Annotated in this window: 13 protein-coding genes and 1 pseudogene; 10 read left to right on the plus strand and 4 right to left on the minus strand. The window is 70.7% G+C overall.

The annotated features are described in order from the left end of the window. Positions 1-128 precede the first annotated feature (128 nt). From ACFZB3_RS11985 to ACFZB3_RS12020, 8 genes are all read left to right on the plus strand, one after another. Positions 129-1,346: an amidohydrolase gene (locus ACFZB3_RS11985; RefSeq protein ID WP_391373452.1), complete on the plus strand. Its 1,218-nt coding sequence runs from the start codon at positions 129-131 to the stop codon at positions 1,344-1,346. Between the two features lie 345 nt (positions 1,347-1,691). Further along, positions 1,692-2,723, plus strand: coding sequence for a BMP family ABC transporter substrate-binding protein (locus tag ACFZB3_RS11990; RefSeq protein ID WP_391373455.1), 1,032 nt, complete (start codon positions 1,692-1,694; stop codon positions 2,721-2,723). A 244-nt stretch (positions 2,724-2,967) separates the two neighbouring features. Continuing rightward, positions 2,968-4,017 (plus strand): BMP family ABC transporter substrate-binding protein, encoded by a 1,050-nt coding sequence (locus ACFZB3_RS11995; RefSeq protein ID WP_391373457.1) that lies wholly within the window; start codon positions 2,968-2,970, stop codon positions 4,015-4,017. 348 nt (positions 4,018-4,365) lie between these two features. Further along, positions 4,366-6,084 carry an ATP-binding cassette domain-containing protein gene (locus ACFZB3_RS12000; RefSeq protein WP_391374050.1) on the plus strand — a complete coding sequence of 573 codons (1,719 nt, stop codon included), beginning with the start codon at positions 4,366-4,368 and terminating at the stop codon, positions 6,082-6,084. Continuing rightward, complete coding sequence (locus ACFZB3_RS12005) at positions 6,081-7,202, plus strand: ABC transporter permease (protein WP_391373460.1); 1,122 nt, start codon at positions 6,081-6,083, stop codon at positions 7,200-7,202. Before ACFZB3_RS12000 ends, ACFZB3_RS12005 begins: the two co-directional genes overlap by 4 nt. Beyond that, a complete protein-coding gene (locus tag ACFZB3_RS12010) occupies positions 7,202-8,464 on the plus strand; it encodes an ABC transporter permease (protein WP_391373463.1) in 1,263 nt (420 codons plus the stop codon). The genes ACFZB3_RS12005 and ACFZB3_RS12010 overlap by 1 nt, the downstream gene beginning before the upstream one ends. Further along, the gene (locus ACFZB3_RS12015; protein ID WP_391373466.1) at positions 8,461-8,865 is read left to right on the plus strand and encodes a cytidine deaminase; all 405 of its coding nucleotides are present in this window, start codon (positions 8,461-8,463) and stop codon (positions 8,863-8,865) included. The genes ACFZB3_RS12010 and ACFZB3_RS12015 overlap by 4 nt, the downstream gene beginning before the upstream one ends. A gap of 81 nt (positions 8,866-8,946) precedes the next feature. Further along, on the plus strand, positions 8,947-10,224 hold the full coding sequence (locus ACFZB3_RS12020; protein WP_391374053.1) for a thymidine phosphorylase: 1,278 nt from the start codon (positions 8,947-8,949) through the stop codon (positions 10,222-10,224). A 39-nt stretch (positions 10,225-10,263) separates the two neighbouring features. On the opposite strand, the gene ACFZB3_RS12025 is transcribed toward ACFZB3_RS12020, so the two are convergent. Beyond that, the gene (locus ACFZB3_RS12025; protein ID WP_391373469.1) at positions 10,264-11,184 is read right to left on the minus strand and encodes an AEC family transporter; all 921 of its coding nucleotides are present in this window, start codon (positions 11,182-11,184) and stop codon (positions 10,264-10,266) included. A 153-nt stretch (positions 11,185-11,337) separates the two neighbouring features. Here ACFZB3_RS12025 and ACFZB3_RS12030 point away from each other — a divergent pair. Continuing rightward, a pseudogene (locus ACFZB3_RS12030) lies at positions 11,338-11,721 on the plus strand (STAS domain-containing protein); the annotation flags it as partial. Here the strand turns inward: ACFZB3_RS12030 and ACFZB3_RS12035 are convergent. Continuing rightward, positions 11,608-12,621 carry an RNA polymerase subunit sigma-70 gene (locus ACFZB3_RS12035; protein WP_391373472.1) on the minus strand — a complete coding sequence of 338 codons (1,014 nt, stop codon included), beginning with the start codon at positions 12,619-12,621 and terminating at the stop codon, positions 11,608-11,610. The pseudogene ACFZB3_RS12030 and the gene ACFZB3_RS12035 overlap by 114 nt on opposite strands. Before the next feature lie 213 nt (positions 12,622-12,834). Further along, a complete protein-coding gene (locus ACFZB3_RS12040) occupies positions 12,835-14,109 on the minus strand; it encodes an MFS transporter (protein WP_391373475.1) in 1,275 nt (424 codons plus the stop codon). A 63-nt stretch (positions 14,110-14,172) separates the two neighbouring features. On the opposite strand from ACFZB3_RS12040, the gene ACFZB3_RS12045 reads away from it, so the two are divergent. Further along, positions 14,173-15,126: a LysR substrate-binding domain-containing protein gene (locus tag ACFZB3_RS12045; protein WP_391373478.1), complete on the plus strand. Its 954-nt coding sequence runs from the start codon at positions 14,173-14,175 to the stop codon at positions 15,124-15,126. Positions 15,127-15,226: 100 nt separating this feature from the next. Here ACFZB3_RS12045 and ACFZB3_RS12050 read toward each other — a convergent pair whose 3' ends face one another. Continuing rightward, complete coding sequence (locus ACFZB3_RS12050; protein ID WP_391373480.1) at positions 15,227-15,991, minus strand: alpha/beta hydrolase; 765 nt, start codon at positions 15,989-15,991, stop codon at positions 15,227-15,229. Positions 15,992-16,103 lie beyond the last annotated feature (112 nt).

Here is a 16,103-nt window from a genome sequence, read left to right on the forward strand (position 1 = left end):
TGTTACCCAGCCACGTCCGAGGTCATGCGTCCGCGGTCAGATTTTCTTCCCCTAACGGGCTGAACTTTTGTTGATCTCGGGTCAGTTGACCCTTCGGGCGTCCTACCCTTCAGAGGGTGAACCAATTGATGTCCACAGAGACCGAGGCCGACCTTCCCGGGGATGTGCTCCCCGGCGTGCTCAGCGAGGAACTGCACGCCGAACTCGTCGCCTTCCGCCGCGACCTGCACATGCACCCCGAGCTAGGGAACCAGGAGTTCCGCACCACGGCCGCCATCAAGGAACGGCTGGAGAAGGCCGGTCTCCGGCCGCGCGTCCTCCCGGCGGGGACCGGACTCATCTGTGACATCGGGCCGGTCGGGGACGGGCTTCCGGTGCTCGCCCTGCGCGCCGACATCGACGCCCTGCCCATCCCGGACATGAAGACCGAGTGCTCCTACCGGTCCACCGTGCCGGACCGGGCGCACGCCTGCGGGCACGACGTGCACACGACGGTGGTGCTGGGCGCCGGACTGGTCCTCGCCGAGCTGCACGAGCGGGGGCAGCTGCCGCGGCCCGTACGGCTGCTCTTCCAGCCCGCCGAGGAGGTGCTGCCCGGCGGTGCCGCCGACGCCATCGAGGCCGGGGTGCTGGAGGGGGTGGGCCGGATCATCGCCGTGCACTGCGACCCCCGGGTGGACGTGGGGCGGATCGGCCTCAGGACCGGCGCCATCACCAGCGCCTGCGACCGGGTCGAGGTCTCCCTGGACGGCCCCGGCGGGCACACCGCACGGCCGCACCTGACGACCGACCTGGTCACCGCCGCCGCCCGGGTGGCCGTCGACGTGCCGGCGCTCATCGGGCGGCGCGTGGACAGCCGGAGCGGGCTCGCGGTGACCTGGGGCCGGATCGAGTGCGGGCACGCGCCCAACGTGATCCCGCAGCACGCGGAGCTGTCCGGGACCGTGCGCTGCCTTGACCTGGAGGCGTGGCGGCAGGCGCCGGACGTGGTGCACGCGGCGATCGACGAGGTCGCCACCATGCACCGCGCCAAGTCCGAGATCAACTACGTGCGCGGGGTACCGCCGGTCGTCAACGACCCGGTGATCACCGAACTGCTGCGGGACGCGATGACCGCCCGGCGCGGTACCGACTCCATCGAGACCACCGAGCAGAGCCTCGGCGGCGAGGACTTCTCCTGGTACCTGGAGCACGTGCCGGGCGCCCTGGCGCGGCTCGGGGTGCGCACGCCGGGCGAGCGGACCGTGCGCGACCTGCACCAGGGCCACTTCGACGCCGACGAGCGGGCCATCACCGTCGGGGTGGAGCTGTTCACGGCCGCCGCCCTGATCGACGCGACCATGTAGCCGTATCGGCGCGAGTCGTGCCGGACGGCCGGAGAAACGGTCAGCTTCCCCGTACGTCCCGCAGGTCCCGCAGGGGGCGAAGAGGTGCCCGGTCGGTACCTCTTCGCCCCCTTGTGTCACCCCGCCGTAACCGGCGGCCGCCGCTTGTAACCCGGAGTCGGCACGGTTCGATAACGGCCCGGAGAAACCCCGTTCCCCTCCCCTTCTACGCGCGTTACTGTGCGCCGAAATCGCCACCGAGGGTGGACGGTTGGGGAAGCGGGCCGGGGACGGTGCCGTGGGGACGAAGGGGTGCTTGCTGTGCGTTATATCTCGGGTCGGAGGACTCGGTTCTCCCAAGCTGCGGTGACCGTTGCCGTCATCGCCCTCGCGGCCGCCGGATGCGGCAAGTCCAGCTCGGACAGCGGTGCGACCAGCACCAACTCGTCCGGCAAGTACAACGGCAAGGGCATAGGCCTCGCCTACGACATCGGCGGCAAGGGCGACCAGTCCTTCAACGACGCCGCGTACGCCGGCTTCCAGAAGGCCGAGAAGGAGTTCGGCATCAGCGGCCGGGACATCGAGCCGCAGGACGGCGAGTCCGACGCCGACAAGGTGCAGCGCCTCGACACGCTCGCCAAGGCCGGTTACAACCCGATCATCGGGGTCGGCTACTCCTACGCGCCCGCCGTCAAGGAGGTCGCGGCCAAGTACCCGAAGATCACCTTCGGCATCATCGACGACAACGAGGTGACGGCCTCCAACGTCGTCGACATGGTCTTCGCGGCGGAGCAGTCCTCGTACCTCGCGGGCGTGGCCGCCGCGTCCGCCACCAAGAAGGACCACATCGGCTTCATCGGCGGCGTCGACATCCCCCTCATCCACACCTTCGAGGCGGGCTTCGACCAGGGCGCCAAGTCGGTCAACCCGAAGATCAAGATCGAGTCGCAGTACCTGACCCAGACGGCCCAGGAGGGCGGCTTCTCCAGCCCCGACAAGGGCAAGGCCGCCGCGCAGGGCCAGATCGACGCCGGTGCCGACGTCATCTACCACGCGGCCGGTCTCTCGGGCCAGGGCGTGATCGAGGCCGCCTCCACCGCCAAGGTGTGGGCGATCGGTGTCGACTCCGACCAGTACAGCCAGAGCGCCCTTGCGAAGTACAAGGACTACATCCTCGGCTCGGCCCTGAAGAACGTCGGCGGCGCGGTCTACGACCTCGTGAAGTCCGTCTACGAGGGCAAGCCGGAGAGCGGTGTCGTCAACGGCACCCTGAAGACCGGCGGCGTCGGCTTCGCGGACACCAACCCGAAGTACAAGGCCATGACCAAGGTCGTCGCGGCCGTCGACAAGGCCAAGCAGGACATCATCGACGGCAAGGTCACCGTCAACACGAAGTAATGCGACATAAATATGTCGCCGGGTGAGCGGCCGTACCGGTGCGTACGGCCGCCCGCCCGTCCCTGCAGCCAGTGCGCCCCTTGCCTCCTGCAAGGGGCGTATTGCTGTCCGTAGCCTTGGCCGTGACTGTGGCCACAGCTAGATAACGGACCGGACATTGGGGGTTTTCCGTCTGGTCTACGCGCGTTACGCTGCCGCGGAACCAGCGCCTGGTTTGGGCGCTTGCACGAAGGAGTCTCGTTCCATGCGCCGGGTGTCCCGAATCGCCGTTGCGGGCGTTGCAACCGCAGCCCTTGCCGTCACCGTTTCAGCGTGCGGCAGCTCGTCCAGCTCGTCCACCGGCAAGGCCGGCGCGTCCAAGGGTGTCGGTCTCGCGTACGACGTCGGCGGCAAGGGCGACCAGTCCTTCAACGACGCCGCGTACGCCGGCTTCCAGAAGGCCGACCAGGCGTTCGGCGTCACCGGCCGTGACATCGAGCCGCAGGACGGCGAGTCCGACGCGGACAAGGTGCAGCGGCTGGAGACCCTGGCCAAGTCCGGCTACAACCCGGTGATCGGTGTCGGCTTCGCCTACGCGCCCGCCGTCAAGGAGGCCGCCGCGAAGTTCCCGAAGGTCACCTTCGGCATCATCGACGACAACCAGGACCAGGCGAGCAACATCGCGGACATGGTCTTCCACGAGGAGCAGTCCTCGTACCTGGCCGGCGTCACCGCCGCGCTGACCACCAAGTCGAACACCGTCGGCTTCATCGGCGGCGTGGACGTCCCGCTGATCCACAAGTTCGAGGCGGGCTTCGAGCAGGGCGTCAAGGACACCAAGAAGAACGTCACGGTCAAGGCCCAGTACCTGACCCAGACCGCGGCCGAGGGCGGCTTCTCCAGCCCCGACAAGGGCGAGGCCGCCGCCGAGGGCCAGATCGGCTCGGGCGCCGACGTGGTCTACGCCGCCGCCGGCCTCTCCGGCCAGGGCGTCATCAAGGCCGCCGCCGCGCACAAGGTGTGGGCGATCGGCGTCGACTCCGACCAGTACAACCAGGCCGCGCTGTCGAAGTACAAGAACTACATCCTGACCTCGGCCCTCAAGAACGTCGAGGGCGCGGTGTACGACCTCGCCAAGTCCGTGATCAAGGACAAGAAGCCGCTGTCCGGTGACATCCGCGGCTCCCTGAACAACGGCGGCGTCGGCCTGGCCGACTCCAACCCGGTCTTCAAGAACAACGCCACCCTGCAGGCCGCGCTCAAGAAGGCCGAGGCCGGCATCAAGGACGGCTCGATCACGGTCAAGACCTCCTGACCCGGCGGTCATGACCTTGTCGTAGGCATGGTCAAAAGAACGCTGTAATGACAGCGTTACGGCCACGGAACGGGGTGCGGGAAGGATGTTCTTCCCGCGCCCCCTGCCATAGATCCGGGGACCTCGACGGGGCTCCGGGCGCGGATCCGAGAGTTCGGTCAGGAATCTCGGGTGCGGGTCCGGACGATCGGCCGGGGTCCCGGGGACCGGCGGCGGGGGCACCCCCGGTTCGCGCGGCAGAATGCTCGGAACGGATCGAGAGTCGAAAAAGCTCGGTCAGGTCCGGGCACTATTTAAAGCAGGGGCGCTACGCGCGTAGAGCGACCCCTTTTCCGAGGAGAGTGCGCCATCGACGCGTCCAGCAGCCCTCCGCTCACCGCAGAGACGACAGCCGCGGTCGAGCTGGCGGGGATCACCAAGCGATTCCCGGGTGTCGTAGCCAACCACGACATCCACCTGTCCGTCCGCAGGGGCACCGTGCATGCCCTGGTGGGCGAGAACGGGGCCGGCAAGTCGACCCTGATGAAGATCCTCTACGGCATGCAGAAGCCGGACGAGGGCACCATCGCGATCGACGGCGAGCAGGTCTCCTTCTCGTCCCCGGCCGACGCCATCGCGCGCGGCATCGGCATGGTCCACCAGCACTTCATGCTGGCGGACAACCTGACGGTGCTGGAGAACGTCGTGCTCGGCAGCGAGAAGCTGTACGGCATCGGCGGCAACGCCCGGAAGAAGATCCGCGAGATCTCCGACCGGTACGGCCTCGGCATCCGCCCCGACGCCCTGGTCGAGGACCTCGGCGTCGCCGACCGGCAGCGCGTGGAGATCCTCAAGGTCCTCTTCCGCGGCGCCAGGACCCTGATCCTCGACGAGCCCACCGCGGTCCTCGTCCCGCAGGAGGTCGACGCGCTCTTCGACAACCTGCGCGAGCTGAAGTCCGAGGGCCTCTCGGTCATCTTCATCTCCCACAAGCTCGGCGAGGTGCTGTCCGTCGCCGACGACATCACCGTCATCCGCCGCGGCACCACGGTCGGCACCGCGATCCCCTCCGAGACCACCCCCCGCCAGCTCGCCGAGCTGATGGTGGGCAGCGAGCTGCCCACCCCGGAGACCGCCGAGTCCACGGTCACCGACAAGGCCGTCGTCGCCGTCAAGAACCTCACCGTCTACGCCAGCGGCGGCATCGCCTCGCTCGGCGAGGTCGGCGCCCAGCCCGAGACCGCCACGGCCGGCTCAGCCGGCGCCACCGCCCGCGGCGACGTCCTCGACGAGGCCACCACCCCCGGCGCCGCCAAGCGCGTCCTCGACGACGTCACCTTCACCATCCACGCCGGCGAGGTCATGGGCATCGCCGGCGTCGAGGGCAACGGCCAGACCGAGCTGATCGACGCGCTCATCGGCACCCGCAACGCCGACTCCGGCACGATCGAGTTCCTCGGCGAGGACGTCACCCCCTGGGGCACCCGCAAGCGCCGCGAGGCCGGCGTCGGCTACATCCCCGAGGACCGGCACCGCCAGGGCCTGCTCCTGGAGTCCCCGCTCTGGGAGAACCGCATCCTCGGCCACGTCACCGAGAAGCCCAACGCCAAGGGCTTCTGGCTGGACATCAAGGGCGCCCAGGCCGACACCCGCCGGATCGTCGAGGAGTACGACGTCCGCACCCCCGGCATCGACGTCACCGCCGCCTCCCTCTCCGGCGGCAACCAGCAGAAGCTGATCGTCGGCCGCGAGATGAGCCACCACCCGAAGTTCCTGATCGCCGCCCACCCCACCCGCGGTGTGGACGTCGGCGCCCAGGCGCAGATCTGGGACCGCATCCGGGACGCCCGCCGCGAGGGCCTGGCGGTGCTGCTGATCTCCGCGGACCTCGACGAGCTGATCGGTCTGTCGGACACCCTGCGGGTGATCTTCGACGGGAAGCTGGTCGCGGACGCCGACCCGGCCACCATCACCCCGGAGGAGCTGGGCTCCGCCATGACGGGTGCCGCGTCCGGCCACCTGGAACACGTAGACACCGCCCCAGAAGGACACGAAGGCGCCGACGGTCCGGAGGACGAGGCCCGATGAAGAAGTTCGACAAGGAGCGGGTGCTCCTCGCGGTGGCCGGCCCGGTCATCGCGCTCGTCCTGGCGATCGCCCTGACCTCGATCGTGCTGCTGGCCTCGAACCGCAACCCGTTCGAGCCGTACGTGCTGATGCTCCAGCAGCTGCCGTACTCCGACATCCAGGTCCTGATCATCAACCAGGCGGCGATGTACTACATCGCGGCCATCGCGGTCGCCCTCGGCTTCCGGATGAACCTGTTCAACATCGGCGTCGACGGCCAGTACCGCCTCGCCGCCGTGATGACGGCCGTGGTCGGCGCCAACGTGGGCCTGCCCGCCTTCCTGCAGATCCCGATGCTGCTCCTGGTCGCCATGCTCACCGGCGCCTTCTGGGCGGGCATCGCGGGCGTCCTCAAGGTCACCCGCGGGGTCAGCGAGGTCGTCGCCACGATCATGCTGAACGCCATCGCCACCAGCGTCATCGGCTACGTCACCCTCGCCAACGTGTGGGGCGTCCAGGTCGGCAACAACATGACGACCGGCGTGATGAAGAAGTCCGGCTGGTTCCCCGGCATCAACCTGGGCTCCGACGTCGGCGACATCTACGGCATGGTCTTCGTCGCCATCGCCCTCGGCATCGGCTACTGGGTGGTCCTCAACCGCACCCGCTTCGGCTTCGACCTGCGCGCCACCGGCGCCTCCGAGTCCGCCGCGGCCGCCTCCGGCGTCGACGCCAAGCGCATGGTCCTGGTCTCCATGCTGATCTCCGGCGCCGTCTCCGGTCTCGCGGGCCTCCCGCTGCTGCTCGGCGACTCGCACACCTACAGCCTCGACTTCCCGGCCGGCCTCGGCTTCACCGCCATCGGCATCGCCCTGCTCGGCCGCAACAACCCCGGCGGCATCGCCTTCGCCGCCCTGCTGTGGGCCTTCCTCGACAAGGCCTCGCCCGCCCTCGACTACGCGACCCCGGTGGCGTACGAGAAGGAGATCGCCACGATCATGCAGGGCCTGATCGTCTTCTCCGTCGTCATCTCCTACGAAGCCGTACGGCAGTGGGGTCTGCGCCGCCAGCAGCGCCAGGTCGGCGCGGAGCTCGCCGCGGCCGCCGCCAAGAACACCAAGAAGGAGGTGGCGGCCTGATGTCCACCGCGACCATCGCCAAGCCGCAGGCGAAGCAGCCCGGCAAGGGCGGCCGCCGAATGTCGCTCCCGGTACTCCTGCTGGTCATCGCCGGCGTACTGGTCCTCACCTCGCTCGTGCGCATCATCACCGGCGCCGAGGGCATCACCTCGACCGGCCAGATGTCCACCGCACTGCGCCTCGCCGTCCCGATCGGCCTCGCCGGCCTCGGCGGCCTGTGGGCCGAGCGCGCGGGCGTCGTCAACATCGGCCTCGAAGGCATGATGATCCTCGGCACCTGGTTCGGTGCCTGGGCCGGCTACCAGTGGGGCCCCTGGGTCGGCGTCGTCTTCGGCATCCTCGGCGGCGCGCTCGGCGCCCTGCTGCACGCCGTCGCCACCGTCACCTTCAACGTCAACCACATCGTCTCCGGTGTGGCCCTGAACATCCTCGCCCTGGGCGCCACCCGCTACCTCTCGAAGTTCACCTTCGAGAACGCCGAGGGCGGCTCCTCCAAGCAGTCCCCGCCGATCGACTCGCTCGGCACGTTCAGCGTCCCGGGCCTGTCCGACTGGCTGGACACGCTCAACCAGAAGCACTGGTTCTTCGTCTCCGACATCGCGGGCCTGGTCGGCGGTCTGCTCACCGACCTGTCCCCGCTGACCGTCGTCGCCGTCGCCCTCGTCCCGATCACCTGGTGGGTCCTGTGGCGCACCGCCTTCGGCCTGCGGCTGCGCTCCTGCGGCGAGAACCCGGTGGCGGCCGAGTCCCTCGGCGTCAACGTCTACAAGTACAAGTACATCGCGGTGATCATCAGCGGTGGCTTCGCCGGCCTCGGCGGCGCGTTCCTCTCGATCGTCGCCTCCAACGTGTACCTCGACGGCCAGACCGCCGGCCGCGGCTACATCGGTCTCGCCGCGATGATCTTCGGCAACTGGATGCCGGGCGGCCTCGCCCTCGGCGCCGGCCTGTTCGGCTACACCGACAGCCTCAACCTGCGCGGCGGCACGGTGAACGTCCACGCGCTGATCCTGCTGCTCGCGATCCTGCTGGTGTTCGGCGCCGCCTACCTGGCCTGGAAGAAGAAGTACGTCCCGGCCGTCATCACGATCGTCATCTCGGTCCTGATGTTCATCTGGTACGCCACCACCAACGACGTCCCGCGCCAGCTGGTGACCGCGACCCCGTACCTCGTCACCCTCCTCGTCCTCTCGCTGTCCGCGCAGTCCCTGCGGATGCCGAAGGCGGACGGCCTGCCGTACCGGAAGGGGCAGGGCAAGTGACCGCCGCGGCCGCCGGCTTCGACTGGGAGACCCTGCGCGCGGAGGCCCGCGAGGCCATGTCCCACGCCTACGCCCCGTACTCCGGCTTCCCGGTCGGGGTCGCCGCCCTGGTGGACGACGGCCGTACGGTCTCCGGCTGCAACGTGGAGAACGCGTCGTACGGCCTCGGCCTGTGCGCCGAGTGCGGACTGGTCTCCGAGCTCCAGCGCACGGGCGGCGGCCGGCTCACGCACTTCACCTGCGTGGACGGCACGGGCGGGCTCCTGGTCCCGTGCGGCCGCTGCCGTCAGCTGCTCTACGAGTTCGGCGGCCCGGACCTCCTCCTGGACACCCCGGAGGGCGTCCTGCCCCTCTCCGAGATGCTGCCCCAGGCCTTCGGCCCGGCCCATCTCACCAAGTAACTCCCGTACGGCCCCTCCGCGTCCGTCGCGTCCGGAGGGGCCGTACGCATCGCACCTCTCGAAGGGAACGCCATGGCCACCATGGACGCCGTCTCCGTCATCCGCACCAAGCGGGACCGCGGTGAGCTCAGCGACCAGCAGATCGACTGGGTCATCGACGCGTACACGCGCGGCGAGGTCGCCGACGAGCAGATGTCGTCGCTCGCGATGGCCATCCTGCTCAACGGCATGAACCGCCGTGAGATCGCCCGCTGGACCGCCGCGATGATCGCGTCCGGCGAGCGCATGGACTTCTCCTCGCTGTCCCGCCCGACCGCCGACAAGCACTCCACGGGCGGCGTCGGCGACAAGATCACCCTCCCGCTGGCGCCCCTGGTGGCGGCCTGCGGCGCGGCCGTCCCCCAGCTCTCCGGCCGCGGCCTCGGCCACACCGGCGGCACCCTGGACAAGCTGGAGTCGATCCCCGGCTGGCGCGCCCTGCTCTCCAACGAGGAGATGCTGCACGTGCTGGACACCACCGGCGCGGTGATCTGCGCGGCGGGCGACGGCCTGGCCCCCGCCGACAAGAAGCTGTACGCGCTCCGCGACGTCACCGGCACGGTCGAGGCGATCCCCCTGATCGCCTCCTCCATCATGTCGAAGAAGATCGCCGAGGGCACCGGCTCCCTGGTCCTGGACGTGAAGGTCGGCACCGGCGCCTTCATGAAGACCATCGAGGACGCCCGCGAACTCGCCTCGACCATGGTGGGCCTCGGCACCGACCACGGCGTGAAGACGGTCGCGCTCCTCACCGACATGTCCACCCCGCTCGGCCTCACCGCGGGCAACGCCCTGGAGGTCCGCGAGTCGGTGGAGGTCCTGGCCGGCGGCGGCCCCGCCGACGTCGTCGAACTCACCCTCGCCCTGGCCCGCGAGATGCTCGACGCGGCCGGCGTCCACGACGCCGACCCGGCGAAGGCCCTCGCCGACGGCTCGGCCATGGACGTCTGGCGCCGGATGATCGCGGCCCAGGGCGGCGACCCGGACGCGGCGCTCCCGGTGGCCAGGGAACAGCACGTGATCAAGGCGGCGTCCTCCGGCGTCCTGACCCGCCTCGACGCCTACGACATCGGCGTCGCCGCCTGGCGCCTCGGCGCCGGCCGGGCCCGCAAGGAGGACCCGGTGCAGGCGGGCGCGGGCGTCGAACTCCACGCCAAGCCCGGCGACACCGTCACCGCGGGCCAGCCCCTCCTCACCCTGCACACGGACACCCCGGAGCGCTTCGAGTACGCGCTCCAGGCGGTCGACGGGTCGTACGACATCGGGGCGGCCGGTACCGAGTACACCGCGTCGCCGGTGGTGCTGGAGCGCATCGCCTGACGAGGGTCCGGCGCGGTGCTGCCGGGGACGACCGGCGGGTCACCCCAGCAGCGCCGCCACGACCACCAGCACCGGCACCGCCAGCACCGTCGACAGCAGGATCGAGTCCCGGGCCAGCTCCTCGCCGACCCGGTAGGTGCTGGCGTAGGTGTACAGGTTCTGCGCGGCCGGCAGCGCCGACGTCACCGTCACGTCGAGCAGGGGCGCCCCGCGCAGGCCGAAGACCGCCGACGCCAGGGCCCAGGCGACGAACGGCTGGCCCACCGACTTCAGGGCGACCGACAGGAACACCGGGTGCCGGTCACGGCCCCGGCCGGGGAGCTTGCTGCCGCGCAGGGAGATGCCGAAGGCGAGCAGGACGGCCGGCACGGACATGTTGCCGATCAGGGTGAGCGGGTCCATCACCGGGCCGGGGACGTGGATGCCGAGCCCCGAGACCGCCACGCCGGACAGCGAGCCCACGGCTATCGGGTTGCGCAGCGGGGTGAGCAGCTTGCGCCACCAGGGCCCCTTCTCGCCCATGCCGGCCACGTCGAGGATCGTGAGCGCGACCGGGGTGAGGACCACCACCTGGAAGAGCAGCACCGGTGCCACCAGCGACGCGTCGCCCAGCACGTACACCGCGATCGGGATGCCGAGGTTGCCCGAGTTGACGTAGCTGGAGCACAGCGCGCCGATCGTGGTGCGGCCCACGCCCCAGCCCCGTACGACACCCGCCGCCACGAACGCGCCCGCCGCCGCGGCCGTGCTCAGGGCCGTCACCAGGAGGCGGCTGGAGAAGATCACCGCCAGGTCGGCCTTCGCGAGCAGGGTGAAGAGGAGTGCGGGGGAGGCGACATGGAAGGCGAGCTTGGTGAGGACCTCGCGGCCGTTCGCCCCCAGGTGGCCGCCTCGGCCGAGGACGTAGCCGACGGCGATGACGATCGCGATCACCGCGAAGCCGCTCAGCACCCCTTGCACGGGACCTCCTCGCGGCGGAGGAGACCGTCGGGCGGGGCGGGCGCTGCTGATCCGTGGGGCATACAGCCAACCCTCTGGGTCGGTCAGGTGCAGGTCAACGTTGCGACCCTTGTGATCTTCGCGACCGTACGGAAGGCGGGGCGCCCCTGCGCGATGAGTTGTCGGACCCGCGGCGGTCTACTGGTCGTGGATGCCGTGACCCCTGCCGTGCTCATGCTGTCGGGCCCCGTCGTCAGGGACGAGGTGCCGGGGCTGTGCGACGACGTGCGGGAGCTGCTCGGGGCGGGCGAGGCCCGGGTCGTCGTCTGCGATGTGGGCGGGCTCGGGCCGCCGGGGCTGGCGGCCGTCGACCTGCTGGCCCGGCTCGAACTGACGGCCCGGCGGGCCGGAGGACGGATCCGGCTCCGCGACCCCGACCCCGACCTACGCTCCCTCCTCCGCTTCCTCGGCCTTCGCCTCCAGGTGGAGGGGGAGATCGAAGAGCGGGAACCAGCGCTTGGTGTCGAGGAAGAAGTGGAACCCGGTCAGCCTGCCGTCCGAGATCTCCAGGACCTGGACGGACCAGGGGCTCCAGCCGCCGGTGTCCGGGTCGGGCTTGTACTGGGCGAACCCGGGCAGGCCGTTGACCTGGACCGGGAACAGCCGTGAGCCCTCGCAGGCGGAGCCGATGGTGGTCATGAAGCCGGCGATGTCCTCGTGGCCGGTGAGCCACAGGTCGAACGGCGGCATCGTCATGATGGCGTCCTCGTGGAGGAGCGCGGTCAGTGCCGTCATGTCGTAGCCCTCGAAGGCGGCGACATAGCGCTCCAGCAGCTTCTGCTGCTCCTCGTCGAGCGGGTCGGAGACCTCGGCGGCGGCGCCCGACTGCCGCTGCTCGGCCAGCGTGGCCCGGGCCCGCTGCAGGGCGCTGTTGACCGACGCGACGGTGGTGCCGAGCAGCTCGGCCACCTCGTTGGCCTTCCAGGCCAGCACCTCGCGCAGGATCAGCACCACCCGCTGCTTCGGCGGCAGCTGCTGCAACGCGGCCATGAAGGCCAGCCGGATCGACTCCTTGGCCACGGCCGCCTCCGCCGGGTCGTCCACGGTCGGCAGCACGCGCGCGTCGGGCACCGGCTCCAGCCAGGTGTTGTCGGGCCGGGGCGAGAGCGCCGCCTGGGCCAGCGGCGTCGACTCGCTGAGGTCCATCGGCCGGGCGCGCTTGTTGCCCGCGCTGAGCATGTCCAGGCAGACGTTGGTCGCGATCCGGTACAGCCATGACCGCAGGCTGGAGCGGCCCTCGAACTTCTCGTAGCTCCGCCAGGCCCGCACCAGGGTGTCCTGCACCGCGTCCTCGGCCTCGAAGGACGAGCCGAGCATGCGGTAGCAGTACCCGGTCAGCTCGGTCCGGTACTTGTCCAGTGCGACGTCCAGCTCCGCCGTCGCCGTGCCGTCGGTCATCTTCCGTCCACCCACCCCTGTGGCCGTTCCTGTTCGCGCGCCGTTGCGCTCCAGCACTTCGGAAGGTAGCGCAGGGGACTGACAATGGCCCCCGGAGTGGGGAAACGTGCAGGTGAGGGGTGGTGCGCCCAAGGGGGTGGGGTGTGCGGCCGGGTGGCGGGTGCGGCGGCGTCGTGGCTGGTCGCGCAGTTCCCCGCGCCCCTTCCGGGCGCTTCAGTGGGCGTTGGCCAGGACCTGCCTGCGGGCTGCCATCGAGCCCAGGACGGTGATCGTCACCACGCCCAGGACCGCCAGCAGGCCCACGCTCACCGTCCCCGCCCAGCCTCCCGCGTGGAACGCCATCGCGCCCACCGTGCTGCCCGCGCTGGAGCCGATGTAGTACGCGGACTGGTAGAGGGCGGAGGCCTGGGCCCTGCCGTGGGTGGCCGTCTTGCTGACCGCGGAGGAGGCGACCGCGTGGCCGGCGAAGAAGCCCGCGGTGATGAGGACCAGGCCGAGCAGGACCAGCGGGAGCGAGTCGGCCAGGGAGAGGAGGAGGCCGGTGGCGGTCGTGCCGCCGGCCAGGTAGAGGGCACCGCGGCGGCCCAGGCGGCCGACCAGACGGCCCGCCGTCGACGCGGACACCGTACCCACCAGGTACACCAGGAAGATCGAGCCGATGATGCCCTGGGGGAGCGAGAAGGGCTCCTGGGTCAGGCGGTAGCCGATCACCGTGTAGACGCCGCCGAAGACGGTCATGAAGAGCGCGCCGATCGCGTACAGGCGGCGCAGCAGCGGGTCGGCCAGGTGGTCGCGGACCGTGCCGAGCAGCCGGCGCGGGTGCAGCGAGCCCGCCTTGAAGTGCCGCGGGGCGGGCAGGAGCAGCCGGAAGGCCACCGCGCAGCCGACCGCGATCACGCCGACGGTGCCCACGGCCACCCGCCAGCCCCACTCCTGCGCGACCCAGCCGGTGATGACCCGGCCGCTCATCCCGCCCACGCTGTTGCCCGCGACGAACAGGCCGATCGCCGTGACCAGCGCCTTCGGCCGGACCTCCTCGGCCAGGTACGCCGTCGCCGAGGCCGGCAGACCGGCCAGTGCCGCGCCCTGGACGCCACGGAGCACGACCAGCACGCCGAGCGAGGGCGCGAAGGGGACCAGCAGGCCGACGGTCACCGCCACCGCCAGCGAGGCCGTCATGACCGTACGGCGTCCGAACCGCTCGGAGAGGGCGCTCATCGGGATGACGAACAGCGCCAGACCGCCGGTCGCCGCCGCCACCGTCCAGCTCGCGTCGCTCGCGGAGACGCCGTAGCCGTCCGAGATCAGCGGGAGCAGGGCCTGCGTGGAGTAGAGGAGGGCGAAGGTCGCGACACCGGCGAGGAAGAGCGCGAAGCTCATCCGGCGGTAGCCGGGACCGCCCGGGGTCAGACGGGAGTCGGAGACGGCGGCGGGGACGGACGGGACGGCGCCCATGGTGGTGGACGCCCCGGTACTGGCGGGAGACATGCCTCGAACGTACGGACCCCGCCGTTGATCCGTCCAATGCATGGAATCGTCATAATCGTTCCCATGGAGCATCAGCAGAGGTCAGCAGGGCGCCTGTCACCGGACAGTGACACAGAAGACATGACGATGTTGCTGGCCCCACGCCTCGCGTACTTCGCCGGCGTGGCCCGCACCGAGCATGTCACCAGGGCCGCCCAGGAGCTGAACGTCCCCCAGTCCACCCTCTCCCGCGCGATGGCCCGCCTGGAACAGGACCTGGGCGTCGACCTCTTCACCCGGCACGGCCGCACCGTCTCCCTCACCCCCGCCGGCCGTACCTTCCTCACCTCGGTCGACCGCGCCCTCGCCGAGGTGCGGCGCGCCGCCGACGAGGTCCGCGCCGACGCCGACCCCACCACGGGGAAGGTCGCCTTCGGGTTCCTGCACACCATGGGCGCGGAGACCGTACCCGGCCTCCTCCAGGCCTTCCGCGCCGACCATCCGCGCATCCGCTTCAGCCTCGTCCAGAACTACGGCGAGGCGATGATCGAGAAGCTGCGCGCGGGCGAGCTGGACCTCTGCCTGACCTCCCCGGTGCCGGACGCCCCGGACCTGGCCGCCCGCCGCCTCGACGAACAGAGACTCCGGCTGGTGGTGCCCGCCGATCACCCGCTGGCCACCCGCAAGCGCATCCGCCTCGCGGAGGCGGCCGACGAGACCTTCGTGACCCTGGAACCGGGCTACGGCCTGCGCCGCATCACGGACGACGTGTGCAAGGAGGCGGGCTTCAAGCCGAGGGTCGCCTTCGAGGGCGAGGAGGCGGAGACGCTCCGGGGCCTGGTCGCGGCCGGCCTGGGGGTCGCACTGCTCCCGCCACCCGCCTTCCCCCGCCCGGGAGTCGTGGAACTCACGGTCACCGCCCCGAGAGCGGTGCGAGAAATCGGCGTCGCATGGCTGGAGGGCCACCCGGACACACCCCCGGTGGCCGCCTTCAAGCAGTTCCTGCTGTCGAGAAGGGGCAACCTGCTCCCCACCTAGCGACAACGCGCCCCTTCAGGGGCGCTGGGGGTACCCCCGGCCGAAGGCTGGGGGAGGAACTGCGCAGAACCACCCACGGTCCGCACCCCGAAACCGGACATCAGCTCTTACGAAGCGACCGCCCGAAGCCCGCGGCAAGTGGCATCCGCAACCCGATCGGCGGCGGCGCAGCAAGCGCGTCCTCCACCGGCCGCGACACCGCATGCCCGTACAGCGCCCCCATCACGAAGTCCGAAGCGAGCGCGAGGACTTCGTCCCGGTGCTGATGCAACCCGTGCCCGTCCGAGTGCACCTCGAACCGGCACACCTCCCGGTTCGCCTTCTTCGCCCGCGCCGCCAGCCGGAACGACAGCTCCGGATCGGTCCGTTCGTCGTTCGTGCCGTGCACGATCAGCACCCGCCGCCCCACCAGCTGGCGAACCGGTTCCTCGGGCGCCGCCACGTCGTCCTCGGGCAGCCAGGGGGCGACGGAGACCACGGAGTTGACGGCCTCGTGCCCGCCCGCGCGCAGCGCGGCCCGGCCGCCCATCCCCACGCCGAGCAGGCACACCGGGACGTCGCCGTACCGCCGTACCACCTCGTCGGCCGCCCAGCCGGCGTCCCCGGCGAGGTGCGCCTCGCTGCCGTTCCAGCCGCGGTAGCGGTAGTGGACGACGTGCGCGGCCAGTCCCTCGTCCCGGCCGTCCCGGGCGAGCCGGCGGCCGAGCGCGCGGACGAAGGCCGTCGCCCATACGAGGGACGGCCGTCGCGCGGAGACCTCCTCCCCGCCGGGGAGGAGCAGGACCGCGCCGCTCACCGTCGTCGGCTCCTGGCCGACTGCCCTGCTCAGGCTGGCCGTTCGGACCGGCGTCGCTTGCTGTGCCATGACAGAACAGTGTCAGAAGAGGCGGTGTACGCGACCCGTCCGTGCGGTCACCATTGCGTATCGACGGGAAATGGAAATCTCCGAGTACCGAGCGATCTACGCGCGTAGGAGT

The organism is Streptomyces sp. NPDC008092, assembly GCF_042957285.1.
GTDB lineage: Bacteria > Actinomycetota > Actinomycetes > Streptomycetales > Streptomycetaceae > Streptomyces.